27 protein-coding genes and 2 tRNA genes are annotated in these 26,812 nt (G+C 41.1%); 12 read left to right on the top strand and 17 right to left on the bottom strand.

Annotation, left to right across the window (positions count from 1 at the left end; genetic code table 11):
- Window positions 1-14 precede the first annotated feature (14 nt).
- The 8 genes from ruvX to GW828_RS05575 all read right to left on the bottom strand — a co-directional run bounded on the left by ruvX (window position 15) and on the right by GW828_RS05575 (window position 7,376).
- Window positions 15-434, bottom strand: coding sequence for a Holliday junction resolvase RuvX (gene ruvX, locus GW828_RS05610; protein ID WP_011638297.1), 420 nt, complete (start codon window positions 432-434; stop codon window positions 15-17).
- A 157-nt stretch (window positions 435-591) separates the two neighbouring features.
- A complete protein-coding gene (locus tag GW828_RS05605; protein WP_273057718.1) occupies window positions 592-1,152 on the bottom strand; it encodes a YqgE/AlgH family protein in 561 nt (186 codons plus the stop codon).
- Window positions 1,153-1,356: 204 nt separating this feature from the next.
- Window positions 1,357-1,686, bottom strand: coding sequence for a stress response translation initiation inhibitor YciH (gene yciH, locus GW828_RS05600; protein WP_124017189.1), 330 nt, complete (start codon window positions 1,684-1,686; stop codon window positions 1,357-1,359).
- 254 nt (window positions 1,687-1,940) lie between these two features.
- Window positions 1,941-2,954, bottom strand: coding sequence for a ferrochelatase (hemH, locus tag GW828_RS05595; protein ID WP_273057717.1), 1,014 nt, complete (start codon window positions 2,952-2,954; stop codon window positions 1,941-1,943).
- Between the two features lie 252 nt (window positions 2,955-3,206).
- Window positions 3,207-3,740, bottom strand: a complete 534-nt coding sequence (locus tag GW828_RS05590; protein ID WP_182698372.1) for a glutathione peroxidase — start codon at window positions 3,738-3,740, stop codon at window positions 3,207-3,209.
- Window positions 3,741-3,850: 110 nt separating this feature from the next.
- Window positions 3,851-4,954, bottom strand: coding sequence for a hypothetical protein (locus tag GW828_RS05585; RefSeq protein ID WP_182698371.1), 1,104 nt, complete (start codon window positions 4,952-4,954; stop codon window positions 3,851-3,853).
- Between the two features lie 259 nt (window positions 4,955-5,213).
- On the bottom strand, window positions 5,214-6,326 hold the full coding sequence (locus GW828_RS05580; RefSeq protein ID WP_124017185.1) for a PilT/PilU family type 4a pilus ATPase: 1,113 nt from the start codon (window positions 6,324-6,326) through the stop codon (window positions 5,214-5,216).
- A gap of 12 nt (window positions 6,327-6,338) precedes the next feature.
- A complete protein-coding gene (locus GW828_RS05575; protein WP_011638307.1) occupies window positions 6,339-7,376 on the bottom strand; it encodes a type IV pilus twitching motility protein PilT in 1,038 nt (345 codons plus the stop codon).
- Window positions 7,377-7,403: 27 nt separating this feature from the next.
- On the opposite strand from GW828_RS05575, the gene GW828_RS05570 reads away from it, so the two are divergent.
- The 8 genes from GW828_RS05570 (at window position 7,404) to GW828_RS05535 (ending at window position 14,823) form a co-directional block, all read left to right on the top strand.
- Entirely contained in the window at window positions 7,404-8,090 is a 687-nt protein-coding gene (locus GW828_RS05570) for a YggS family pyridoxal phosphate-dependent enzyme (RefSeq protein ID WP_273057716.1), read from the top strand.
- 198 nt (window positions 8,091-8,288) lie between these two features.
- Complete coding sequence (gene proC, locus GW828_RS05565; protein ID WP_182698369.1) at window positions 8,289-9,107, top strand: pyrroline-5-carboxylate reductase; 819 nt, start codon at window positions 8,289-8,291, stop codon at window positions 9,105-9,107.
- 231 nt (window positions 9,108-9,338) lie between these two features.
- Window positions 9,339-9,887, top strand: coding sequence for a YggT family protein (locus tag GW828_RS05560; protein ID WP_124017182.1), 549 nt, complete (start codon window positions 9,339-9,341; stop codon window positions 9,885-9,887).
- 20 nt (window positions 9,888-9,907) lie between these two features.
- A complete protein-coding gene (gene yggU, locus GW828_RS05555; protein WP_273057715.1) occupies window positions 9,908-10,222 on the top strand; it encodes a DUF167 family protein YggU in 315 nt (104 codons plus the stop codon).
- A 91-nt stretch (window positions 10,223-10,313) separates the two neighbouring features.
- Entirely contained in the window at window positions 10,314-10,712 is a 399-nt protein-coding gene (locus GW828_RS05550; protein WP_371697567.1) for a DUF4426 domain-containing protein, read from the top strand.
- Window positions 10,713-10,978: 266 nt separating this feature from the next.
- Window positions 10,979-11,650: an RdgB/HAM1 family non-canonical purine NTP pyrophosphatase gene (gene rdgB / locus GW828_RS05545; protein ID WP_124017180.1), complete on the top strand. Its 672-nt coding sequence runs from the start codon at window positions 10,979-10,981 to the stop codon at window positions 11,648-11,650.
- Window positions 11,651-12,790 carry a radical SAM family heme chaperone HemW gene (hemW, locus tag GW828_RS05540; protein ID WP_273057714.1) on the top strand — a complete coding sequence of 380 codons (1,140 nt, stop codon included), beginning with the start codon at window positions 11,651-11,653 and terminating at the stop codon, window positions 12,788-12,790.
- A 176-nt stretch (window positions 12,791-12,966) separates the two neighbouring features.
- Window positions 12,967-14,823, top strand: coding sequence for a DUF885 domain-containing protein (locus tag GW828_RS05535; protein ID WP_273057713.1), 1,857 nt, complete (start codon window positions 12,967-12,969; stop codon window positions 14,821-14,823).
- 647 nt (window positions 14,824-15,470) lie between these two features.
- On the opposite strand, the gene GW828_RS05530 is transcribed toward GW828_RS05535, so the two are convergent.
- The 5 genes from GW828_RS05530 to trmB form a co-directional block, all read right to left on the bottom strand.
- Window positions 15,471-16,412 (bottom strand): LysR family transcriptional regulator, encoded by a 942-nt coding sequence (locus tag GW828_RS05530; RefSeq protein WP_124017177.1) that lies wholly within the window; start codon window positions 16,410-16,412, stop codon window positions 15,471-15,473.
- Between the two features lie 406 nt (window positions 16,413-16,818).
- Window positions 16,819-17,631: a YggN family protein gene (locus GW828_RS05525; protein WP_124017176.1), complete on the bottom strand. Its 813-nt coding sequence runs from the start codon at window positions 17,629-17,631 to the stop codon at window positions 16,819-16,821.
- A gap of 227 nt (window positions 17,632-17,858) precedes the next feature.
- Window positions 17,859-18,773 carry a glutaminase B gene (glsB, locus tag GW828_RS05520; protein WP_124017175.1) on the bottom strand — a complete coding sequence of 305 codons (915 nt, stop codon included), beginning with the start codon at window positions 18,771-18,773 and terminating at the stop codon, window positions 17,859-17,861.
- A gap of 6 nt (window positions 18,774-18,779) precedes the next feature.
- Entirely contained in the window at window positions 18,780-19,106 is a 327-nt protein-coding gene (locus tag GW828_RS05515) for a YggL family protein (RefSeq protein WP_182698363.1), read from the bottom strand.
- A gap of 35 nt (window positions 19,107-19,141) precedes the next feature.
- Complete coding sequence (trmB, locus tag GW828_RS05510) at window positions 19,142-19,858, bottom strand: tRNA (guanosine(46)-N7)-methyltransferase TrmB (RefSeq protein ID WP_273057712.1); 717 nt, start codon at window positions 19,856-19,858, stop codon at window positions 19,142-19,144.
- A 238-nt stretch (window positions 19,859-20,096) separates the two neighbouring features.
- Here trmB and mutY point away from each other — a divergent pair, with 238 nt between their 5' ends.
- Together mutY and GW828_RS05500 are read left to right on the top strand one after the other, a co-directional pair.
- The gene (gene mutY, locus GW828_RS05505) at window positions 20,097-21,170 is read left to right on the top strand and encodes an A/G-specific adenine glycosylase (protein ID WP_182698361.1); all 1,074 of its coding nucleotides are present in this window, start codon (window positions 20,097-20,099) and stop codon (window positions 21,168-21,170) included.
- 37 nt (window positions 21,171-21,207) lie between these two features.
- Window positions 21,208-21,486: an oxidative damage protection protein gene (locus GW828_RS05500; RefSeq protein ID WP_101086395.1), complete on the top strand. Its 279-nt coding sequence runs from the start codon at window positions 21,208-21,210 to the stop codon at window positions 21,484-21,486.
- A gap of 84 nt (window positions 21,487-21,570) precedes the next feature.
- Here GW828_RS05500 and GW828_RS05495 read toward each other — a convergent pair whose 3' ends face one another.
- Window positions 21,571-22,146, bottom strand: a complete 576-nt coding sequence (locus GW828_RS05495; protein ID WP_124017171.1) for a YceI family protein — start codon at window positions 22,144-22,146, stop codon at window positions 21,571-21,573.
- 95 nt (window positions 22,147-22,241) lie between these two features.
- Window positions 22,242-22,799: a cytochrome b gene (locus GW828_RS05490; protein ID WP_273057711.1), complete on the bottom strand. Its 558-nt coding sequence runs from the start codon at window positions 22,797-22,799 to the stop codon at window positions 22,242-22,244.
- Window positions 22,800-23,731: 932 nt separating this feature from the next.
- Here GW828_RS05490 and GW828_RS05485 point away from each other — a divergent pair.
- A tRNA-Phe gene (locus GW828_RS05485) sits at window positions 23,732-23,807 on the top strand.
- A gap of 6 nt (window positions 23,808-23,813) precedes the next feature.
- Window positions 23,814-23,889: transfer RNA gene (locus GW828_RS05480), tRNA-Thr, on the top strand.
- A gap of 308 nt (window positions 23,890-24,197) precedes the next feature.
- Here the strand turns inward: GW828_RS05480 and nagP are convergent.
- Together nagP and nagX are read right to left on the bottom strand one after the other, a co-directional pair.
- The gene (gene nagP / locus GW828_RS05475; protein WP_371697520.1) at window positions 24,198-25,502 is read right to left on the bottom strand and encodes an N-acetylglucosamine MFS transporter NagP; all 1,305 of its coding nucleotides are present in this window, start codon (window positions 25,500-25,502) and stop codon (window positions 24,198-24,200) included.
- Window positions 25,503-25,644: 142 nt separating this feature from the next.
- Window positions 25,645-26,805, bottom strand: coding sequence for a transmembrane glucosamine N-acetyltransferase NagX (gene nagX, locus GW828_RS05470; protein WP_273057710.1), 1,161 nt, complete (start codon window positions 26,803-26,805; stop codon window positions 25,645-25,647).
- Window positions 26,806-26,812: the final 7 nt, after the last annotated feature.

The raw sequence follows: 26,812 nt of genomic DNA, 5'->3' as shown, positions 1-26,812 counted from the left end.
ATCTGGGCATTAAGTTAGAATTGGTTTTCGAAATAACTTTCGATAATTAACACCGCTGACACGGCATCCACTTGGCCTTTGGTTAATGCTTTAAAACCACCTAATTCGAATAAGCGCGCTTTGGCATCTGCAGTGGTTAGGCGTTCATCTTGAGTGGCAATCTTGACACCAAATCGACCATTAATTCGATTAGCAAATTTTCGAGCTCGTTGAGTCATCTCTTGCTCAGTGCCGTCCATATTTAATGGCAAGCCAACGACCACAAGATCAGGTTGCCATTCTTTCAATAATTTGTCGATATCATCCCAATTAGGAATGCCATCAACCGCTTTGATCGATAATAAAGGCGTGGCACTGGCAGTGATGGCTTGACCGATAGCGACACCGATACTTTTGGTGCCATAGTCGAAGCCTAAAACGGTTTGTGGTTGCATGTGTATCTCTTTGTTTGAATCTTTAGAGGACGCTTTAAAAGTAACAGCCTAGAGCGCTACGCTGCTAGGACGCTTCGCGGCTAGATTCTATAAATCTTAGCAGCGCAGCTGCCCCCTAGCAGGACATAGTCCGCCCTAGAAGCGCAGCGAACTATTGTTAAGCATGGCCTATTTGACTCGACATTTGCCAAATATCGAAACCGAGTTGTTGGGTGGCCGACTGCCACATTTGTTCAGGTTCTACGTTAAATAATAACTCGGCCGAAGCTTTGATTGTTAACCAGGTATTGTCGGCAATCTCTTGTTCCAGTTGATTTTTACTCCAACCCGCGTAACCAAGTGCTACCACAAAATTTTCTGGGGACTTGTCTGAGCCAATCGAGGCCAATATATCTCGCGAAGATGTTAGCATTGTCTCCTCACTGATTTCAGTACTATTGAGCCAATGTTTTTGCGGCGTATGCAGTACAAAGCCTCGATCCGGAGCAACAGGGCCACCAATGAGTACTTGGCTGTCGAGGGAGAATAAAAACTCAGGCGATAAATACAACTCCATTTGCTCAAGCAGCTCTTCAATCTCCAAACCTATTGGACGGTTAACAATGATGCCCATCGCCCCCTTTTGATCATGCTCGCAAATGTAGATCACTGAGCGTTCGAAAAATGTATCATCTAACGATGGCATGGCAATTAAAAAGTGGTCTTTTAAGCTATCCATATTCTCTCCCCAATAGTGCGTTAGCCTGGGCTTGTTGGTCTTTCAAGATGATTTTTACCGCGATTTGTAGCCATGTCACACAAGGCAGGCTTGTTGATGTAGTTATACTAGATCAACAAGCGATAATGCAGTATAAAGCCGCTAAAAAGATTGCCCGAAGGGTTCGAATAAATATTGACCACCACAGACCAACAAGCACTAGTATTATCCACCCGCCAATTTCACGGTGAAATTCAACTTTTCTAATATGGATTTTATTTGTTCGCGATTGTCGGTTTGTACCTCAATGCAGAAGTCTTTCACTGTACCACCGCAGCCACATTGTTTCTTAAGTTTTTGCGCTAACTCTTTTAGGGCTTTTTCATCTAACTCGAGCCCTTTAATCACACTAACGCCCTTACCTTTTCGGCCTTTACTGTCTTTGTGAATCCGCACGATACCATCACCGCTTGGTACTTCAACTTGCGGTTTAGGTTGTTCAATACGACCTTTATCAGTGCTATAAACTAATGCGATATTAGGATCTATTCTCATATTATTTCTTTAGCGATAAAACTTTATTTGAGTTTAACAAATCATAAAAGCAGAGGCGAGGATATAAAGCTAAAAGCCTAGGTACGCAACAGCCTAGAGCGCTGCGCTGCTAGGACGCTACGCGGCTAGATTCTATAAAATCAACAGCCTAGCCGCATAGCGGCCAAGGATCTTAGCAGCGAAGCTGTCCCTAGCAGGACGCAGTCCGCCCTAGAAGCGAAGCGCCCTAGCAGTGACGGAGTCACGCCCTATAATTATAGAAAAGGTTTAACAAGGTTTGCCATCATATTGATATGATCATCATTGTCATTTAAACATTCGATGTATCTAAAGTTTTTGCCACCTGCATCTTCAAATACGTGACGATTTTCGCCCTTAATTTCTTCTAAGGTTTCTAAACAATCGGCACTAAATGCTGGGCAGATAACCGCGATATCGGTAACACCTTTTTCAGGAAGACTACCAATGGTTACGTCTGTGTATGGTTGTAACCATTTAGCTTTGCCAAAGCGAGACTGGAATGTTGCCACATACTCATCTTCAGTTAGGCCTAATTTTTCTACCACTAAGCGAGTTGTCTTCATACAAAAACAATAATAAGGATCGCCTAAATGCAGATTGCGTTCAGGCATACCATGATAAGACATCACCAGTTTTTGTGGTTTTCCGTGTTGTTCAAAATCTTTTTCAATCGATGCTGCAAGCGCATCGATAAGATCAGGGTTGTCATGGTAGGTGTTAATAAAGTGCAGTGCGGGAATATAACGCCATTTCATTAATTCTTTGGCTAAAGCATCAAATGCCGAACCCGTTGTTGGAGCCGCGTACTGTGGGTATAAAGGCAAAACCACTAAATTGTCTACACCTTGCTTGTGCATTGCTTGCAGGGTACTGGCCGTTGATGGAGAACCATAACGCATAGCCAAATGGACGCTCACATCATGCCCTTGCGCGTGTAAATTATCGGCTAGTTTGGCTTGCTGACGTTGGCTAATGTCGAGTAGAGGCGAACCGGCTTCGGTCCACACTTGTTTGTATAAGGCTGCTGATTTAGCTGGACGAATACGTAAAATAATCCCATGAAGAATAATCATCCATATCAGTTTTGGAATTTCGACGACTCGAGGATCCGCCAAAAACTCAGCTAAATAGATGCGAACAGCTGATGCGGTTGGTGCATCTGGTGTACCTAGATTTAATAATAATACACCGGTTTTGCCACGCGCTTTGTGACCGGTTTCTTTATCTAGCCCTGAAAATCTAGCCAAAGTATCTTCTCCGTTATTAGTATGGATTTATAAATACATCACAGTATGAGTAACTTGTGAGATGAAATTATAATTATATCGCTTTCGATTAACACAAAAAGAGCGCTAGTTATCGATTTGATGATCAAATCGATCGGCGCTCTAAAACGTCTATTTCAATTAAACTATTATCTCGATTAAATAGCTATATTAGTTAACGCTATCCTAAGTTAACTAATTATCCTAGCTAACTCATTTGGATAAGCTAACCATTTATAGAACGGACTCAATCGCTTTTATCAATTCATCGCTATCGGGTTTAACACGAGAGCTAAATTCTTTTACCGTTTTGCCATCACCTGAAACAACATATTTATAGAAGTTCCACTTTGGCTGGCCACTTTTATCACCTAAATATTTAAACACTGAGTTGGCTTCACTACCTCTCACGGGTGATGTTGACACCATGGTAAACGTGACACCGTAGTTGATGAAACATACATCTGCGGTTTTAGCTTCGTCTTTTTCTTCTTGAAAAAAATCATCTGATGGAAAACCAATAACCACTAAACCTTTGTCGGCATATTGCTTGTGCAAGGCTTCAAGTGCTTCAAATTGAGGTGTAAAGCCACAATGGGAGGCGGTATTAACAATTAATACTGCTTTACCTTGGGTGAGTTCACATAGATTGACGTTTTCTTCAGAGTGTAATTTGCGGGCTTCAACATTGAGATAATCAGGACAACTTGCAGCGAAAGCTCCTGCACTGAGGGTAAACAAGCCTGCTGCGGCAATAAATTTAATCATGTTAAGTGTCCTTTTCTCAAAGTGAATAGGCACCGCTAAATAAATTTATCGGTGCCTAATGAAGTATCAATACATTATACGCGATACTTTTTTATTGAGATCAAAACCTTTTAGAAATAGAAACCAATATTGATGTTTAAACGAGAATGCCATGATGTATCACCATTATTGATACCAACGCCTGGACCATCAACAAACCACATATTTTTACCGGCAATCCAATCTACATAAGAATAAAATTTACCTGCAGTGATGGCAACACCAGTCACATTCTGGATAGAATCATCAAGCCCTTGACCCGATGCCATTACCTGACTGTAATCGTTGTAAAAATTTACATTAGAGATTGGACCCCAATCAACGTCAATCGATTTAGCAATGTTAACGGTAGCGACATCGGCTTCAGCAGCAATTTCAAATGGATATTGAAATGCACTCAGCGCAATACGTTCACTGTTGTCGATATCATAGTCATAATGAATATACTGTAATTGTAATTGCCATTGTTTCCAGTCAAGTTGCCAATGCGCTGCAGCGGCAAGACCATTGGTGTCTTCACCTACTACGGTAGCGGCATCAGCCATAAAATCTAATTGGCTGTATTGTAATGAACCACCTAACTTATGAGTCACTTCACCAGAGGTAAATTCTCGTTCAACTCGGGCGTTGATTTGTCCAGCCTCTTCATATGGTGAATCGGCTGTTGTGGCCGCATCAAATGAGTAACGATCATAATTAGAACCGTCGCCAATTTCGTCATTAGCAAAATACGCTAAGTCATAACGCCAACCATCTTGTTCATTTTTGTAATGGATACCAGCATCATAATCATCTTCAAAACCAAGATAATAGGTTGCGCCGAACCAAAATGAATGGGCGGCATAAGGTAATAATCCAAATGGCACTTGGGTTACACCCACTTGCACTGATTGGGCTTCATCAAATTGATAACCCATGTAGGCATGATGCACTACGTCCATATTTTCATACCAACGATACTGAGCAGAGGCGAATAAGCCATCTTTACTCTTGTAGTTAACATCTGCACGGAACAGTTCAAACTCAAGTTTGGAGTTATTGTCGTAATCTTTCCAACCGTAGTTCACGCGCACTGCACCGCCGATATCGACTTCATCTGTGACTGGTACTGCTGAGGCCGCGAATGGAAACAAGATTAGCGAAGATAAGACGGTGACTTTTTGCCATAACTGCATGAAACATCCTTGAAAAACAATTTTATATAACGTGAAAAAATGTGTAACAGACAACGTAAAAATACGAATAAGGTTACTGAAAAAAGATTTTTAATGTATTTTTGTTATCGCAACTTTCACAACAATAGTCATGATAACCACAGTAATGATAACAATAATGGTGACCATGGTAACAAAAAAGGCCGTAAGATGTGACTTACGGCCTTTAATAATAAACAGCTTGATGAATTATCAGCTTATTGACTGACTAAGATAATCACTAATCCATGTCTAGAGTAATGCCTTCCATTGTCCCTGACGACGCGGCTTCATTATTTTGTAATTTAATCATTAAGCGTAAATCATTAGGTGAATCGGCATGATGTAATGCGTCGGCATAACTGATTTCGCCTTCTACATACAAATCGAGCAAGGCTTGGTCGAATGTTTGCATGCCTTGTTCGCGTGACTTACCCATAGTTTCTTTAAGTAAATGTAACTCGTTTTTGGCGATCAAGCTGGCCACTCGAGGAGTATTGATTAACACTTCAATGGCTGCACGACGCCCGGTTCCATCTGATTTAGGGATAAGCTGCTGCGCGACAATACCGCGTAAATTTAATGACAAATCAAATAGTAGTTGGTTGTGCTTACTTTCTGGTACTAAATGCATAATACGATCAAGTGCTTGGTTAGCATTGTTGGCATGCAAAGTTGCCATACATAAGTGGCCAGTTTCAGCAAATGACAATGCAAACTCCATGGTTTCTTGAGTACGAATTTCACCAATTAAAATCACATCAGGTGCTTGGCGCAATGAGCTTTTAAGCGCGGCATCGAATGATTCGGTATCAATGCCCACTTCACGTTGCGTAATAATGCTTTTACGGTGGTTATGGACAAACTCAACAGGATCTTCAATGGTCAGAATATGTCCGCGAGCATGTGCATTGCGGTACCCCACCAATGCAGCTAACGATGTCGATTTACCAGTACCGGTGCCACCTACCATGATGATAAGACCACGCTTACTCATCACCAAATCTTTTAAAATCGCCGGCAGTTTTAAGTCGTCAACTTCAGGAATTTGGGTTTCGATACGGCGCATAACGCAACCGGCTGATTCGCGTTGCCAAAAGGCACTGACACGAAAACGGCCTAAATCTTTTGCCGCAAAAGCAAAGTTACACTCGCTAGTATCGTGAAACTCTTTCTTTTGTACATCACTCATTAAAGATTCAACAAACACCAGCGACTGCTCTGGGGTTAATTTATCTTCGGATAACTGACGTAACTCACCATCAATTTTGGCGCTGGGTGGAAAACCGGCAGTGATGAATAAATCAGACGCTTTTTTTTCCACCATCAAATTTAAAAATGGACGAACATCCATGATCCCAGCTCCTTAGAAATTAGCTTGTTTATTCGAGCTCTTCTGCATTGCATCTTCACGGGTAATTAAGCCTCTATTGACCAAGTTTTGCAGACATTGATCAAGGGTTTGCATGCCATGAGACATACCCGTTTGAATAGCGGAGTACATTTGCGCCACTTTGTCTTCACGAATGAGGTTTCGAATTGCTGGAGTACCCATCATAATTTCGTGAGCAGCAACTCGGCCACCGCCAATCTTCTTGATTAATGTTTGCGAAATAACCGCCTGAAGCGATTCAGACAACATGGTGCGCACCATACTTTTTTCACCTTCCGGAAACACGTCGACCACACGGTCAATGGTTTTGGCGGCTGAGGTGGTATGCAAAGTACCAAACACTAAGTGACCAGTTTCTGCTGCTGTCATAGCTAAGCGGATCGTTTCAAGGTCGCGCATCTCACCCACAAGAATCACATCGGGATCTTCACGTAATGCACTTCTTAATGCGGCATTAAAGCTATGGGTATGTTTATGAACTTCACGCTGGTTGATTAAGCATTGCTTATTTTGATGGACGAATTCTATTGGGTCTTCGATGGTTAAGATATGGTCATGGCGATTTTCATTAACGTAATCGACCATCGCAGCAAGTGTCGTTGATTTACCCGAACCAGTAGGCCCTGTAACTAATACTAATCCACGTGGGTAACTGGCAATTTTTTTAAATATTTCTGGGGCGCCAAGTTGCTCAAGGGATAAAATTTCAGAGGGAATGGTACGAAATACTGCGCCAGCGCCACGGGACTGATTAAATGCGTTAACACGAAAACGCGCTAAATTAGGCACTTCAAATGAAAAATCGATTTCTAGATGTTCTTCATAGTCTTTACGTTGTTTATCATTCATGATGTCATAGACAAGACTATGGACGCCTTGATGATCTAACGCAGGTAAATTGATTTTCCTTACCTCACCGTCAACGCGGATCATAGGAGATACGCCTGCTGAAAGATGTAGATCTGATGCTTTGTGTTTTACACTAAAGGCGAGTAATTCAGTGATTTCCATTGTAGAGACATCCATTTAACCAACATTATGACAACAATAGCAGACAGAATATCAATCGCCCAGAGTAGAATTAATCAAGCGGCGCAAAATTGTTCACGATCATCAGCTGAAATAAGCCTGCTGGCGGTGAGTAAAACTAAACCTATCAGTGACATCATTGCCGCTTATCAAGCTGGACAGCGTCTATTTGGTGAAAATTATGTTCAAGAAGGCGAAACTAAAATTACCGCCTTACAGGCAGATTACCCAGATATCGAATGGCATTTCATCGGCCCATTGCAATCAAACAAAAGCAAAATTGTTGCCGAGCATTTTGATTGGATGCACACCTTAAGTCGCGATAAAATTGCCCAGCGTTTACATGAACAACGCCCGAGTAACAAACCGCCATTAAACGTGTGTATTCAAGTTAATATTAGCCAAGAAGAGTCTAAATCGGGCGTCAATGCTGAAGACGTTGCCACGTTAGCGCTTACTATCAACTCTTTATCTAAGCTGACATTACGTGGATTAATGGCGATTCCTACCGCCACTAATGACGAGCAGATCCAACAACAAGAATTTGCGCAGTTAAAGCAGCTATTTGATCAGCTCAAGCAACAGTATCCTAGCGTTGATACCCTTTCTATGGGCATGAGCAATGACATGGACATCGCCATCGCGAATGGTTCGACCATGGTGCGTATCGGTAGTGCGATCTTTGGCGAGAGATAAAGCTGATAGCCTAGAGCAAAGCGCCCTTAGAACCTAGCAGCGTAGCGCCTAGCTGGACGTAGTCCGCCCTAGAAGCGAAGTGATCTATCCGTGCAGCGGCCTAGCCCTAGAACCCAGAAGCGTGGCGTCCTAGGACTGAATTAGGTAACATACACACGAACTGGACATAAATTCACTCATTTATTGGATACAGACTCAATGACTCAAGCAAAAGTATGTTTTATCGGTGCGGGCAATATGACTCGTAGCATTATTAGTGGCTTAGTTAAACATGGCTATCCTAGTGACCTTATTCATGCAACCAATCCAAGTAAAGGTAAATTGGATGCTTTGCAGCAAGATTTTTCGATTCATGTTTCTCATGATAATAATGCAACAGCACAAGCTGCTGATGTCATTGTACTCAGCGTAAAGCCGCAGTTAATGGCCACCGTTTGCGAAGACCTCAGCTCACTGGATTTAACCAATAAGTTAATCATTACTATCGCAGCTGGTATTCCTGCATCGCGTTATGCTGTTTATTTTAAACAGCCAATAAAACTTATCCGCACCATGCCCAATACTCCGACACAAATTGGTTACGGTATGACGGGTATTTATGCCGATGACAGTATTTCTGCCGAGCATAAAGCGATTTGCGAAACCTTGATGCAAAGTGGCGGCAAAGTGACCTGGGTTGATAATGAAGCTGAATTAGATCAAGTTATCGCGCTCGCGGGCAGTTCTCCTGCGTATTTCTTCTTGTTTATTGAGTCAATGATCGCTTCTGGAGTCAACATGGGCATGGCAGAAGACAAAGCAAGATTATTGGCAGAACAAGCTGCCTTAGGCGCCGCGCAGATGGTGATTCAAAACCAGCAATTATCGGTGACAGAATTACGTCAAAATGTGATGTCAAAAGGCGGCACTACAGCCAGAGCCGTTGAAACTTTTCAGCAAGGCGGTTTAGTGGAATTAGTCGATAAAGCAATGACAAACTGTGTTGCCCGCGCCCAAGAAATGGCTAAAACATTTTAACGCGATGAGATGAACTAATATTTAACTTAAAGTTAACCTCTTTGGTGTAAAATAGCTTAGGTAAAACTAAGCTTTAATCGCGCGGATCTGAGCGGTGAGTGATTATATTTGCAGCTTAGTACTATATTGCTAAACATAAGCTCAGTTAATTGAAGCATTGATCCTAGTATGTGTTAAATACTAGATAGCATAAACATAAGCACTAAATTACATAAACGTAAGGCAATATCCATGAATGCAATGAGTTTTTTAGTCAACACCCTGTTTGACTTATACCTAATGATCGTCATTCTTCGTTTTTGGCTACAACTTGCAAGAGCGGATTTTTACAATCCATTTAGCCAATTTGTGGTTAAGGCGACACAACCGATTATCGCCCCAATGCGCCGACTATTACCTTCGATTGGACGTATTGATACTTCATCGATGTTACTGGCCTTTATCGTCGTAATGGTAAAAATGTTAGTACTTACTTTCATGGCAGGCGCTGCGGTAGACATTCTTACCTTGGTATTGTTCTCAGTGATTTCTGTGGTAAAACAAGCCGGCGTATTACTTTTTTGGATGCTACTTGTTCGAGCGGTGTTGAGTTGGTTTAATCAAGGTTACAACCCAATTGTGATGGTAATGACTCAGTTAACAGAACCAATTTTAGCCCCAGTGCGCAAAGTACTGCCTGCAATTGGCGGCTTAGATTTATCTGTATTGGTAGTATTTATTGCCATGAACTTCATTAATATGTTGTGTGCACAGTACATTCCTTTTTGGGCGATTATTTAGTTGTTGGACATCACTAAATAATGACGGCTATAAGCTATTCCAACGATGAGCAGCAAGGTGACTTGCTGCTTTTTGTTTATCTACAACCCAAAGCAAGCCGCGATCAAATTATCGGCTTACACGGTAACGAATTAAAAATAGCCATAACTGCACCTCCAATTGACGGTAAAGCCAATGCTCATTTATCTAAGTATCTTGCAAAAGCCTGTAGAGTGGCAAAAAGTCAGGTGCATATCCTCAAAGGTGAACATAGTCGTCATAAGCAAATTCAAATATGCCAGCCGCAAGTTATTCCAGCAGAAATAGCCGCACTTTTAAAGCTCACTCATCTATAATAACCCTATTGCTCAGCTCGCTAAGGACAAGATCATGTTTCAATCATTGCGTTTATCTCGCTCACTTTTACCGATATTATTATTGTCATTGATGGCAATGACGAGTACAGCTCAGGCAGAACAAAAACAGCAAGTCGGTAATTTCGATATTCACTACATGGCGCTCAATAGCACCTTTATTACACCAGAAATAGCCAAAACCTATGGTATTGAACGCAGTAGTTATAATGGTCTAGTTAATATTACCGTTCTCAATACCAGCCAAGATGGACACCCTGCAGTGCCAGTTGAAATATCGGGTATCGCCAATAACCTACTTGATGCACGCATAACGCTTGATTTTAAAGAAATCCGTGAAGGAAACTCAATCTATTACATAGCAGAAGTGCCTTATCGTGACGACCAAGAAGTTAATTTTACGATTACCATTAAGTACGGCAAACAACTAAACACCTCATTGAAGTTTAAACAAAAGTTTTATGTCGATTAAGGCCTAAAATCTCGATAGCAAGCGATAAAAAGCCTAGAGCGCTGCGCTGCTAGGACGCTTGGCGGCTAGAGGTTATAACATCAACAGCCTAGTCGCCCAGCAACTCAATCTTAGCAGCGAAGCTTGTCCTTAGCTGTGACCGAGTTACAACCTAGCAGGACGCAGTCCGCACTCTGGCGAGCCCGAGAGTTCCTAGCGCCGTAGCGCATCGCGGCTTTGTTAGCGTATAATAACGACAAATTTTTCTTCATTTCAAAAGCAAACCTATGCAGACTCCAATCAAACAACAAATTGTTCTTGCCAGTGGCAACAAAGGCAAACTTGCCGAATTTGATCAAATGCTTGCGGCATTTAACATTGAAGTACTACCGCAGAACCAATTTAATGTTTCTGAGGTGGCTGAAACAGGCACAACGTTTGTTGAGAACGCCATTATTAAAGCGCGTCATGCGGCTGAAATTACCGGAAAAGCCGCTATTGCAGATGATTCAGGCATTGAAGTTGATGCACTACAAGGTCAACCAGGCATATATTCCGCGCGTTATTCGGGTGAAGGGGCAACTGAAACCAGCAATTACCTTAAATTACTTGATGCACTCCAGGGTGAAACGCTTCGCAGCGCTCGGTTTCAATGTGTGCTGGTATACATGCGCCATGCAAAAGATCCGACCCCCATTATTTGCCAAGCATCATGGGAAGGCACCATTAACCATGCCCCGCAAGGTGAACAAGGCCATGGATATGACCCCGTTTTTATTCCTCAAGGCTTTGACTGCTCTGCAGCTGAACTCACTGGCGATCAGAAAAATGCTCACAGTCATCGAGGTAAAGCACTGAAACTGTTAGTGAGCGCCATGCAAGCCCAAGGCATAATCTTATCGACTAACACATCGAACAGTTCGTCGAGCAATACAATAACAATGGATGAGCAATCATAAATGACATTGCAATTACCGCCACTGAGTTTATATATTCATATACCTTGGTGCGTACAAAAGTGCCCTTATTGTGATTTTAACTCCCATGGTCAAAATGGTGAGTTGCCACAGCAGCAATATGTTGATGCGTTATTAAACGACTTAACACAAGACTTGGCTTATGTTCAAGGTCGAAAAATCCATACTATTTTTATCGGTGGTGGCACACCATCGTTATTTGATGCTAGCCAAATTCAACGCATACTTGATGGTGCACAAGCATTAATCCCTTTTGAAGATGACATTGAAATCACTATGGAAGCTAATCCTGGCACATTAGAGCATGATGACTTTAGTGCTTATCGCGCAGCGGGTGTAACGCGGCTTTCCATTGGGGTGCAAAGCTTCTCTAAAGAAAAACTTAACTTGCTTGGTCGGATCCATAATGAAGATGAAGCTAAAGTAGCGGCACAAAAAGCTAAGCAAGCAGATTATTTGAGTTTTAATCTCGACTTAATGCATGGTTTACCGAATCAAAGCTTTGATGAAGCCATGCATGATATCGATACCGCCACGGCATTAGCTCCACCACATCTTTCGTGGTATCAACTTACCATTGAACCTAATACCTTATTTCATTCAAAGCCGCCTCAATTACCGGACGATGAGAACCTGTGGCAAATTTATGAACAAGGCCAACAGCGCTTGGCGGCATTAGGTTATGAGCAGTACGAAATATCGGCCTATGCAAAGCCTGGTTACCAATGCCGTCATAACCTTAACTATTGGCAATTTGGCGACTACCTTGGTATTGGCTGTGGAGCTCACGGCAAAATCACCCTGCCCGAATCAAATCAGATTGTGCGTACCGTTAAAATAAAGCATCCAAAAGGTTATCTTGCTGCGGATAAATATACCTTTGAAACCACAGATGTCGTCGAAGAGGACCGCCCATTAGAGTATTTAATGAATCGCCTTAGATTGATGATCCCAATTCCTAAATCTGAGTTTGAACAGCGCACCGGGCAAGCGGCAGAAGTGGTACAGCAAGGCATGCAAAAATCCATTGAACGAGGCTTACTAACCGAGACCACAACACACTGGCAGCTGACGCCTAAAGGGCATATGTTTGTAAATGATTTACTGTCTCAATTTATTTAACTGCACAATATAACTCGCGGTTTACTTTAATAAACAGTTAACTGCGAGTTAATCCTTATCAATTAATGTATAAATCTTCGACCGCAAATACACATCCTCTAACATTTCTATTCACACTTTTAGGCAAAGCTTTATTAGGATGTGCTCCTACATTTAGGTACTTTGGGAAGATATCCATGTCTATAAAAACAAAAACAACTCTGGTTGCTGTTGCTTTATCAAGCTTATTAAGTACATCGGCCCTTGCACAATTACAAAATGCGCCGCTGTCTAGCCCACAAGAAAGTACAGCTGTAGCCACACAACATAGTGAATCTGAAAAAGCCAATGCATTGTTTGAAGCCATTTTTATGGAAAACGTCATGGCAAATCCGATTAATCAAACTTACCTTGGTATCAAACAAGATTACGGCAAATGGAATGACCTATCAGATGCTGCTGCCGATGCCGACATCGCTCGCAACAAAGAGCAACTCAACAGACTAACCCAGCTTGATACAGCAAAACTGGATCAGCAAGCACTGCTAAGTTATGAACTATTAAAGGCCGATTTAGAAAACACCATAAGCGACGATCAGTGGCGTTATTACAACTATCCGATGAACCAAATGTACGGTGTTCATTCAATGGTGGCATCATTTCTTATCAATCAACACCAAATAACAGATGAAAGTGATGCTAAAGCCTATATCAGCCGATTAAACGCGGTACCGACACTATTCTCGCAATTAGAAACATCATTAGAAACGCGAGCGCAAAAACACATCATAGCGCCAAAGTTTGTTTTCCCTTATGTGATTTCCGACAGCAAAAATATTATTAGTGGTGCTCCTTTTAGCGATACAGGTAAAGACAGTGCGTTATGGGCTGACGCTAAACGCAAAATCAATAAACTCGATATCACTGATGATAAAAAAGACCTCTTATTAAATGAAGTAAAACAAGCCCTGCTCACTAACGTCAAACCGGCTTATGAAAAGTTAATCACTTATACCAAGACGCTCGAAGCACGTGCCGATACTAAAGACGGAGTATGGAAGCTACCTAATGGAGAAGCGTTTTATAATAACGCCCTCGCCCGCACTACCACCACTAACATGAGTGCAGATACCATTCATGATCTCGGTCTAACTGAAGTTAAGCGTATTCATGACGAAATGCGTGTCATTATGAAAAAGGTTCAATTTGCGGGTAGCTTAAAAGAATTTTTTGCATTCATGCGTGATGACAAACAGTTTTATTATCCTGATTCTGATGCCGGTAAAGCAGAGTATCTAGCTCAAGCTAAGTCAATCATAGATAATATGAAGATTCGACTAGATGAAGTGTTTACCATTCAACCTAAAGCCGATTTAGTTGTTAAAAAAGTTGAGGCATTTAGAGAAAAATCCGCAGGTAAAGCATTTTACGATCAACCTGCACCAGATGGCTCTCGCCCAGGGACTTATTACGCTAACTTATACAAAATGGATGCGATGCCAAAGTACCAAATGGAAGCGCTGGCTTATCATGAAGGGATCCCTGGTCATCATATGCAAATTGCTATAGCACAAGAACTGCAAGGCATTCCAAAATTCCGTAAGTTTGGTGGTTATACTGCTTATATTGAAGGTTGGGGACTTTATTCAGAATATTTCCCTAAGGAAATGGGCTTATATGCTGACCCATACTCTGACTTTGGTCGTTTATCGATGGAGTTATGGCGGGCATGCCGTTTAGTGGTTGATACAGGGATCCACGCTAAAAAGTGGACTCGTGAACAAGGCATTGCCTATTATGTTGAAAATACGCCAAATGCTGAATCCGATGCGATTAAAATGGTCGAGCGCCATATTGTGATGCCATCACAAGCTACCGCATATAAAGTCGGTATGATAAAAATATTACAGCTGCGTGAACAAGCCAAAAAAGAGTTAGGCTCAAAGTTTGATATTCGCGAGTTCCACACTTTAATTTTGAAAAATGGTCCATTGCCATTAGACATACTTGAAGAGCAAGTCAACAAATGGATTAAACAAGTGAACTCACTGTAACTGACAATGGGTCATCTGCACCAACGTAAAACGGCAACCTAAGGTTGCCGTTTTCATGTCACCATTACCACAAAAAAATAACCCCAGAACAAAGTCTGGGGTAAACCAAATAAACTAGGATGATGGTTTTAAGGCCGGCATTGTTTTAGTTCGAAAAGCATTGCCAACTCTGATCCAAAATTTGCTACCTTGCAGATTTGTACGCTTAATTGAAAAGGGGTCATTTCTCAACCAAACGCATGCTTCAAATCATTTCGAATCAACACACAACCATTGTATTGATATCAGAACAGACTTCAACCACTAAAGCAGCGTAAATCACTAACCCCTTGATTAGCAGGTTACGGATCAACTAATAAAGACATAGCTTAAATATTTGATATAAAAAGGATAAAAATAGAACATAACCTACAAGCAAAGCTTTGTTTTAAAAATAAAACAATGTTTCCACTTTGCTTAACATTAACGCTAAATAAGAGAGGGAGTAAATATGAATAAGGCGATTTGTTTTAAGTTTGCAGCATCAAACTTGTCATATCTTTTTCACAATAGGCTTATTGAAAAATCAATACGCCTATTGTGAGTAGATATCATCCTGCTCGCGGAAAAATGGCTATTTGATAAGCCCTTATTATCCGGCGTTGATGTTATTTACGCAGTTTATACAGGTGATCGAACTTAGCGTCCCAATATGGCGGGCTGCTAATATGCGTTTTAATAAAATCAATAAATGCACTGACTTTAGGAGCCAAGTGTTTACGACGAGGATATACAGCTTGTAATGGAAGGTTATGTGTCAACTGCCAATCGGGTAATAAAGGTACTAAAGTCCCTTGAGCAATCTCATCTTCCATCAAATAACTGGCTAAATACACAATGCCTAAACCACTCACCGCTGCCGATTTTAATGCTGGAGCATTATCAACACGGAAATTGCCTGACACGCCAATTTCGCAATAATCTTCACCTTTTCTAAATTGCCACATGCTGTGTTCATGCCACTCGCCTTGGTACACCAAACAATTGTGTTCGACTAATTGCTCAGGGCGGCTAATGTTACCATGTTGGGCAATATACCCCGGTGATGCGACTAACAAAAATTGACACTTCATTAGCGGTCTTGCCACCATACCTAGCGGCAATTGCTCAGACATGGTTAACAATAAATCTAAGCCTTCGCTGACAACATCAACTTTATGATCAAGTAAACTGACTTGCAGCTCAAGATCAGGATGTCTTGCCATAAACTCTGGTAAAGCGGGGATAATATGCATAGTACCAAATGATTGCGAGATCCCGACCTTCAATACTCCACGAGTTGCATCATTCAAGTTGTGCACACTCGATACGGCCTGCTCTGCATCGCGAAGTAATTCTTCACCCTGAAGATACAATAAATTACCGGCTTCAGTAAGACTTAAACTACGTGTTGTACGCTGGATCAACTGGACACCAAGTTTATGTTCAAGATCTGCAACTTGAGTGCTCACTTTAGATTTAGAAATGCCAAGACGTCTGGCTGCAGCACTAAAACTTCCTGCTCGTGCAACGTGAGTAAAAATTGCGATAGGTTCTAACAGTTCTAACATGAAAGTCGCCTTAAGCTGGTTACGACATTAATAATAATTTCAGATATCTGTTCTAGTAACTAAACCTTGCCAAGCATCAAAATCAATATTCACTTGTTATGTTTTTTTACTGCTAAATAAGCACCAAAACACATGAATACTGTCAATCAACATCAACAATTGAAGATTCTAAAATATAACCACATCTAAAGTAGAGTGTAACTTTGTTATAATTGGCACCAGTATAGCAAAAAAAGCCTATATGGTTCTATATTTATAATTGACAATCTCTTTATCAGAACAAAGCAACACCAGCTATAGCGGCATAATCGTTAAAATAGGCGCAAAAAAAAGCCCCTGTGTCTTAATAAGAGCACAGGGGAAGGTCAGGTGTCGGGGAGACATATTGACAGTAAATCGATATAGGTTACTTTGCTGCTTCACCTAACTTAGCTAAGGTGTAAGGAGCTAATTCAGGAATAGCCTGACGGGTTTGATTTTCAAGCACTAATAAAGTGGCAAAGTTATCACATACTTTATCGGCACGATCTTCAAGACCTTGCGATTGCGACTCAAGTTGCTTTTCGATGTCGGCACCGACGTTGTCCATCTTTTGTGAAAAAGCATTCATTTTCTCTTCAAATGACCCACCTTCTGAAGACATTATTTGGCTACCAAGTGTCATCATTAATGATCCCATTGAACTGGTAACCATTTGTTCCATTTCTTGCTCAAACTCTTTGTTAAAAGCTTGCTCAATTGATGCTTCTGTTGAGCCTAAATAAAATTTATCGCCTTGTTGATATGCCATGGTATCAACACGCTTTTGAATACCGACCATTAATTTATCGATATGAACATTAGCTGCATCACCAAAAATAGGTGTTAACGCCATATTAACCGCTTGAGTAGCCACAGAAACAACATCTCCAACAAGGTCTATCACATCTGGCACTTGGCGAGAAAGTTCTTCAGAGTACTGGGTGAGTAATTTTTGTTGTTTATCATTAAGAGTCACTTTCTTACCCTCAACATAAAGCTGACCTAACTCAACACGATACTTTTCGATTCCATTATCGCTAATTTGTAGCGTAGTCGGCTCAACCGTTACGTCGTAGTTTAGAGTTACGTTACACTTCTCATCATTCAATGACATTTTTGCCATTGCAGGTGTTAACGCCCCAGCGGTGAATAACACACTCGTTAACGCTAAACCACAAATCAACTTTTGCTTAGTCATGATAAAAATCCTTTTGGTATACGAATATCAATAATTAGGTCGAATATGAAAGGTATAAAGCATAAGTTATGCCAACAAATATAAGATTATGATTTATATTGAATTAAAAGCTTAGAAACAAAAAAGATGGGCGAGTAGAGAAACAATAGCGGAAGTGTATTCGTAAAATAAACCAAAAAGTAGTCTATTTTACGAATCTCAATAATAATTAATTTATCTGCACCAAACTAAAAAATAGATCGACCGAGTTGCTGACTGAGGTGCTCAAGCATCGCAGTACCGGCAAGTGAGTTGCCATTAACATCAAGCTCAGGTGACCAGACACAAATTGACATGTCACCAGGGATAACCGCAATAATCCCGCCGCCCACACCACTTTTACCCGGCATACCCACGCGGTAAGCAAACTCACCTGCACCATCGTATAGTCCCGATGTTGCCAGTAATGCATTGAGTTGCCGAGTTTGCACAGGCGATACTAAACTGTCGCCATCGAGCGTTTTACCACGATTAGCTAAATAGAACATAGCCCGAGACAAATCAGCGCAATTCATTCTTAATGCACAATAATGAAAATAACTTTTAAGCACGGTATTAACGTCGCCGTCAAAATTACCAAATGACTTCATCAAATAAGCAATAGATGCATTGCGGGCGCTGAACTGGAACTCAGAGTCCGCGACGACTTTATCGTAAGTGAGTATTGGGTTTTGGCTTAATTGGCGGACCACTTCCAACATACGATGCTTAGGTGCCCCAAGACGCGCTTGCAGCAAGTCGGCAATTACCAGTGCACCAGCATTAATAAAAGGGTTGCGAGGTTTACCGCGCTCTAATTCAACCTGCACGAGGGAATTGAACGAGTGTCCTGAGGGTTCTTTGCCTACCCGACTCCAGATTTCATCTTCGGTATATAAATTCAGTGCCAGAGTTAAGCTAAAAACTTTAGAAATACTTTGAATTGAAAAAGGTTCGAGGTAATCACCGGCACCAATTGTTTGACCATCAATGGTGGTGACTGCAATACCTATTTTATTAGGGTCAACACAGGCAAGAGCAGGAATATATCCTGCCACCTTGCCTTTACCCAAAAGCGATTTTACTTTATCGACAGCTTGCTGAAGTAATAATTGCTCTGGCAATTTAGCTTAACCCCACCAAATATCATATAAATCACTGACTTCAAGGTTAGAAACAGGCTTATCTTTCCAGAATGTTTTGACTGCTGCAGTATCTTCATCAGTACATTTACCAATAGCTTGGGTAGCAATAATACCTTCCCATTGCTTGTGTCCACCACCGTGGAAACCTAATTGACGAGGTTCAATAACTTCAATAAGAAACTGATCGACTAAGTTATCAATATCTTGCTCAGAAACTGACTCATCAAAGGTCCAGTTAATTTCAAAACCTAGCTCTTGAAACTCATCAACTCGTAATTTTTTACGTAAACGACGACTACGATTTTGCGCCATGGTGTATTCTCCGATTGCTGAAAGTGTAGTTGTGATTAAGCGATACGCTCAAACATGATATCCCATACGCCGTGACCAAGTCTGTGGCCCCTTGCTTCAAACTTTGTTAGCGGACGATGGTCTGGACGTTCGACAACTGTACCAGTTGTTGATTGATTTTTATAACCTTCTGCTGCATTCATTATCTCTAACATATGCTCGCTGTAATTTTCCCAATCGGTTGCCATGTGAAACACGCCACCAATCTTAAGCTTACGGCGGATAAGCTGTACAAACTCAGCTTGTACAATACGGCGCTTATGATGGCGCTTTTTATGCCAAGGATCTGGGAAAAACAATTGAACGCGTTCAAGTGAACCATCAACAATGCAGTGCTCTAACACTTCCATTGCATCGTGATGATATACACGTAAGTTAGTGACTTCAGCAGCACCAGCATCAGCAAGACACGTACCAATACCTGGCTTATGAACTTCTATGCCAATAAAGTTTTGCTCTGGGGCAGCTTTTGCCATTTGCACTAATGATGCGCCCATACCAAAACCGATTTCTAAAACGGTATCAGCATCACGACCGAACACTTGAGTTAACTCCAACGCTTGTGGAGTGTAATCAAGCCCCATTGTTGGCCAATATGCTTCAATTGCTTGAGATTGACCTTTAGTTAAACGGCCCTCGCGTAAAACAAAACTTCTGATTTTACGAATATACTTACCTTCTTCGTTAAATTCAGCTGTGGTAACGTCGCTCATTTTTGCCTCGTTGTCTGCGTATTCTGTTGTGCTGTGTAACTAGTGATAAAATCAGCTAGTGGCTATATGCCATTAAGCCACTCTTAACTAGCACGTTACGCAATTGCTATCTGTAATAGATCATTTATAAAGTCAGTTGCGCATTATACCTAAACTGATCGCACATGTTTATGCTAATTTATGTTTTTAAATAGCGCGGCTACTTGTGTAATAAAATGCCTATGGCTACACTGCTCCCATGAAAAATCTAAGCCCATTTTCTGAGCGTATTATCGCTTGGTACGACCTGCATGGTCGCAAATCACTGCCTTGGCAGCTCAATAAAACGCCTTACCGTGTTTGGGTGTCGGAGATCATGCTCCAGCAAACTCAAGTTGCGACGGTGATTCCCTATTATGAAAAATTTATGGCGCGCTTCCCAAGCGTTGTCGATCTTGCTAATGCGCATCAAGATGAAGTGCTGCATTTGTGGACCGGCTTAGGTTATTACGCCAGAGCCCGTAATCTACATAAAGCGGCACAGCATATACGTGATGCCTTTGATGGCAAGTTTCCCACTCAGTTTGAAGATGTTGTGGCTTTATCTGGAATAGGTAAATCTACCGCTGGGGCGATACTGTCATTATCACTTGGTCAACACCACCCTATTTTAGATGGAAATGTTAAACGAGTATTGGCCAGACATGGTGCTATTGCAGGTTGGCCAGGACAAAAAAACGTTGAGCAGCAATTATGGCAATTAACGGATGCGTTAACACCTGCCAAAAATGTTGAAAAGTTTAACCAAGCGATGATGGATATTGGTTCAAGTGTTTGTACTCGCAGCAAACCTAATTGCGCAGCCTGTCCTGTGGCAATTGATTGTGTAGCGCAACAAAGTGGCCATCAAAGCCTATATCCAGGTAAAAAGCCTAAAAAAGTGACGCCCGAAAAATCAGCCTTTATGGTGGTTTTAGTTGATAACAGCGAAGATTCTATCAAAGTTCAGTTAATCCAGCGCCCACCAGCAGGTATATGGGGAGGGTTATGGTGTTTTCCACAATTTGAGCATCAAGCAGAATTAAATGATTATTTAACCCTGCATAATTTGACACAATCTGAACAAGGGCTTGCAGGGTTTAGGCATACCTTTAGTCATTTCCATCTTGATATTCAACCCGTATTAGTTGAACTATCTGTTGCTCAAGCTACTGGCATCATGGAACAAACCTCGGCTCTCTGGTATAACATAGAGCAACCTGCGAAAGTCGGCTTGGCAGCAGCCACAGAACGCATTTTGGCTAATTTAGCCGTACTTTTCGCGACACATTAGTGTTTACAGTAATTAATAAAGTTAGTAAGGAATCATCATGGCTCGCACAGTTCACTGTCAACATCTCAACAAATCAGCTGATGGCTTAGATTTTCAGCTTTACCCAGGCGAATTGGGTAAGCGCATTTTTGACAATATCAGTAAAGAAGCTTGGGGCTTATGGCAAAAGAAGCAAACCATGCTCATTAACGAGAAAAAACTCAATATGATGAATGTTGATGACCGCAAGTTTCTTGAAGAGCAAATGACTCACTTTTTATTTGAAGGTAAAGACGTTGAAATCGAAGGTTATGTTCCACCAGCGGAAGATGAATAACCTAGCAATATAATCGATAACAGTATTAAACAACAAAGCCGCTTAACTTAGCGGCTTTGTTTTATTCATCACTAATCCGACAGATTATTGTTTAACGCCTTCTACTACCAAGGCTAATTCAACATTAGCGGAAGCTGGACCTAAATCCATTTTGACACCGAAATCTTTCATCGCAAAACTGGTTGTGCCAGTAAAACCTGCACGGTAACCACCCCATGGATCTTTACCTTCACCAATAGCAACAGCATCAATGGTTAACGGTTTGGTTACACCATTTAAGGTAAAGTCACCATTAATAACAAACTGGTTATTACCTTTATCGACAATCGATGTTGATGTGAAAGAGGCTTCAGGGAATTTGCTGGTATTTAAAAAGTCCGCGCTGCGCAAATGCTTGTCACGTTCAGCATGATTAGAATCAACACTGTTAGTATTAATTTTAACATTCACTTTGCCGTCTGCTACTTTGGCTGCATCGAAACTGAAGTCACCAGAGAACTCATTAAAGCGTCCCACCACAAAGCTATAACCCAAATGGCTTACACTAAATTGAATTGATGCATGTGCACCTTGAGTGTCGATAACATAGTCGGCAGCGTTAACAGCAACAGGTAACATAAACGTTGCACCCATGAGTGCTGCTATAAGGTGTTTTTTCATGACTTTTATTCCTTTAAGTTAATAACAAGTAGATAAATAGGTAGTGATATACATCGAACATAACGGTTAATCGGTTCGACGGTTAAACCATTCGATTATTTGCTGATACGACTTGGCAGCAACATTCTTTTAAGCGTGTTGTCTTTATCAATAACATGATGCTTAATCGCACCTGCGGCATGCAACACAACCAACCCCATTAAGCTATAAGCAAGGTATTGATGTATCACTCCAGCGGTATCGGCTTGATCATCAATAAAAGCGTCAGGAAATGGCACGGCAAACCAATCAAAAATCCAAATATCTCGACCATCAGCTGTCGAAATCATAATTCCTGAACACATAATGAGTAACATTAACGTATAAAGAGCAGTATGCGCCCACTTAGCCGCACGTTTTTCCCATGGCTGATGGTTCGATAATGGACTAGGAGCATGTGATATGGTCCGCCAAACAAACCTCAATAGTGTTAATCCAAGTAAAAGCAGACCGACACTTTTATGAAAATGTGGTGCCGTTTGGTACCAACTACTATAGTAGGTAAGATCTACCATCCAATAGCCGACGCTAAATAGACCAATAACAGCGATGGCGGACAACCAATGAATCATAATGGTCACTAAACCATAGCCAGTCGGAGTGTTTTTTAACATGTCTTACTTTCCTCTAAACAAGTCACAACATTTTAACGTTAATTTTGGGAAAGAAAATCAGTAAAAATAGCCAAAATCGTTCTATAAAATAGAATTAATAGATTTTAAGATAGAGAATGACCGCATAATTAAGCAAGCTCTAATTAAACATATATCAATTGTAGTCACTACTGATCAAATATCATCAAGCCCGGTTGTTCGTCCGTCGTTAACATTCTTCAAACTAACCGGTTTAATTTTTATGAAACAAAGCGACACAAGTGTTAAAGACTCTGTCTCTAGCTGCGCTAATATCTGGTAAAAAATTTATAAGATTAAAAGAGCTTCGGGCAGCGTTTGTGGTGAGTGCAAATTGCGTTATCGCTTACTGATGTAGCATAACGACATGCCATAAACACAGCCTTGAATTAAACGGCTATACATAGCTGGACAATTAATGTTGTTAGATTAGCAGGCATAATTCAGACCTATCTGAATCACTTCTCTCCCGTTGAGTAAATGTCCTCGCATTTCAGTGAACCTAAATTAAGATAAAATGCGCTATAAAAAGTTCACTTCTTTACATGTAAAGAAGTGAACTATCAACGACTCGAGCTGGCCGTTAAAGCCAAAACTCTAACTATTTAGTTAAAAATCGGTCTAATGCAGATCAAGAAACGACAAATTCAATTTTCTGATTACTTTTTATGTAATCGTCAGCAAGTATCTATGACTTTATTCTTGGTGATTAATGCTGATAAACCACTTTCTGGGGTTAAAATCGATAAAAAAGCATCATTTTGCACATTAACTAGCCGAACGAGTGAAAACATTTAAAAAACCACTTGCACGATAAAATCCATCACTATACTATGTGCGCACTCCAGACGAGACAGGCATTGATTACCAAGTTAATACCTAGTTTGCAGTAGATAACTAACACTTAGTTAGTTGCCCGAATAGCTCAGTTGGTAGAGCAGAGGATTGAAAATCCTCGTGTCCCTGGTTCGATTCCGGGTTCGGGCACCACAATTAGCCGGCATAGCTCAGTTGGTAGAGCAACTGACTTGTAATCAGTAGGTCCCGAGTTCGACTCTTGGTGCCGGCACCATAAAAAACAAAAAAGCCACTCAATGAGTGGCTTTTTTGTATCTAATTATCCCCACCTACTAAATAATACAAGCTCACATTAAGCCCGGTATTCGCCCATAAAGCACAACGAATTCAGCTATATCAATATTACTGGATAAATGATTAAGAGTTTGCCTTATCAGATTAACTTAACCTCAAATAAACAATCAAAGATATAACAGCTTAGATTAACCCGCATCCCCGGCAGCGTTTCAGAGACATACTATAAGCAAAAAGAGAGCCTAGGCTCCCTTTTTCGGTTGATAAAATCGCTTTAAACGGTAAACGCTATTTCCAACGTCTCATCTTATGACCTTTAACGGCATAAAATAGAATGAATAAGTAGCATGGAAACATCACCATATACCCACCCTGCATACCTAAGGATGTCGCTGAACTGGTTAGTCCCCAAAATAGTGGTCCAAAAGCGCCACCGGCAATCCCCATGATTAACAATGCAGAACCTGTGCTGGTCAGTTTACCCATACCTGAAAGCGCCAATGGCCACACAGCAGGCCATACTATGGCATTGGCTAAGCCTAAAAATGCAATCATCAATAATGTATCGGGAAGTTGGGCACCACCAAAAGGAACTAATAAAGCGTTAGCTATGACATAAGACTGGCTATCACCAAACACGATACCGGCAGTTAATATCAGTCCTAAAATAGCACTGAGCATTAATGCATTAGGTTGGGAAATAAAACGGGGAATACAAATAATGCCCAAGGTATAACCTAGCACCATGCACAGCATGGTATAGGATGTCATTACCCCGTAATTCTCAACACCTAGCGTCAATGCAAATGTTCCAATCGTGTCGCCAGCAATAACCTCAACAGCCACATAAACAAATAAAGCAATAACACCTAATGCCAAACTTGGATGAGACAAAGCTTGTTTGATCTGGCCTTTTTCTGAATCGATTTCTGCTTGATCTTGTTCCAATTCAGGCAGAGGTGATTTTTTCACTGCAAAAGCAAGAACACCAATAAAGATAGCCATGCCAAGATAAGGATAAATTAAGCTATTGGCCATTTCATCAATTTGAATAGAGGTTAATTCAGTACCGACTCGCTCTTTAAAACTATCTAAAATAAGTGCTGTGAATACCATAGGTGCAATCACGCCGGCGCCTTTATTCAAAATACCCATTACGCTTACACGTGCTGCGGCTGACTCTTCAGGACCTAAGCGAACCACGTAAGGATTAACCGCTGTTTGTAATAGTGTTTGCCCTGTCCCCATGACAAGCTGAGCCACTAGAAATAATATAAACACTTGGGTTTGGGCTGCTGGGATAAATAATAAACCAGCCAACATCATTATTCCCATGCCTAATGCCATACCATTTTTATAACCCACTTTACGAATAACCCAGGCTGAGGGTAATGCGGTAAACGTTACCGCAATATAAAATGAAAAGAGGATTAACGAAGCTTGAAAAGGGCTTAGCTGTAATATTTGCTTTAAGTAAGGCATTAAGGAGCCATTTAACCAGGTAGCAAAGCCAAGAATAAAAAATAAAATTGCCACAATTGTCATTGGTACAACACTATTTTCTGCCGATGTTTTTGTTGTTGTCATTTCCATAAACCTGCTCATTATTATATTTATAGGGAGGACTTAGTGGTTTAGAAATATCAATATTAATTGAGGAATATTAATACACACTCACCACTAAGACAGCCTTGTCATCCATAACTAACAACTCACTTTAATAGCTGAGTTAACCTTATACTCTTATGAATATTTTTCGACGGTACATCCACCACAGTACGAGCCATTGCACTGTGACTAAACCTATGACACTGATCATTAACTGACTGGAAGCTGGTGCTGAACGTATCACTCCACCTAACAAGCTTTGAGTGATATAAGACCAATCAAGGATACTTGTTCCTAAATAAACAATAATGGAGTTAACACCAATAATAACAAATACATAAGACCAATCTTGCCATTTTAATACATCGATAATGGCATAAAATACGCTAAAAAATAGTAAGCTCCACCCTAATGTCACGAGTACAAAGCTACTGCTCCACAGATCTTTATTTACAGGAATAATAAAGTCGAGTAACCACCCGCCGGACCACAGAAGTAGCGCACAGAGCATCATAATGCTCACTTTGGCCCAATCGCCTTTGGGGTGTGGCTTAACAATATATTGGCCCACAAACACACCACATAATGCGTTAATGACAGCGGGGAATGTCGATAGCACGCCTTCAGGATCAAGTGCGCGATGCTGATAAGCCATACCCGGTCGTAATATATTGTCTATATAAGTATTAAGACTTCCATCTGCAGTAAATACTCCTGCTTGGCCGCCAGGAAAACCAACAAAACACTGTAATAAAATATAAAAAATGAACATCGATATGGTGATTAATATTTGAACTCGCAGCGAGGTGTGCCACACCACCATTGCCGCAAAAAACCATGCAAAACCAATACGCGCTAGCACACTTGAAAATCGAATCTGTTCAGGGTCAACAGGGATCCCTGTCCCCCATCCATGGTTATATAACACTCCCAATGCAATCAGTAACAGTAAACGTGTTAATGCATAACGGTATAGCGGAATTCGCTCACGAAAAGCCAATAAGTCGATACGCTTAGGTGATAGACCGAGCGCCACACCCGATAAGAAAATAAACAAAGGGAAAATTAAGTCATAAAAGGTAAAGCCGTGCCATTGACTATGTTGGGTCTGAGCTTCTACAACACGCCATCCCGCCCACCCCGTTAAAGCAAATAACGCGGCAAAAATGCCTTCGCCACCGATAATCCAAAACATGTCAAAGCCACGTAATGCATCAAGTGACATAAGTCTGGGTTTGCTGGGCTTATCACGTTGAGTATTAGACTCAATTTTGCGATTAACTGACATCATAGTC

The organism is Shewanella vesiculosa (assembly GCF_009994065.1).
Classification (GTDB): domain Bacteria; phylum Pseudomonadota; class Gammaproteobacteria; order Enterobacterales; family Shewanellaceae; genus Shewanella; species Shewanella vesiculosa.
The sequence above is the reverse complement of the archived record's forward strand: the minus strand, read 5'-3'. Positions and strand labels throughout refer to the sequence as shown.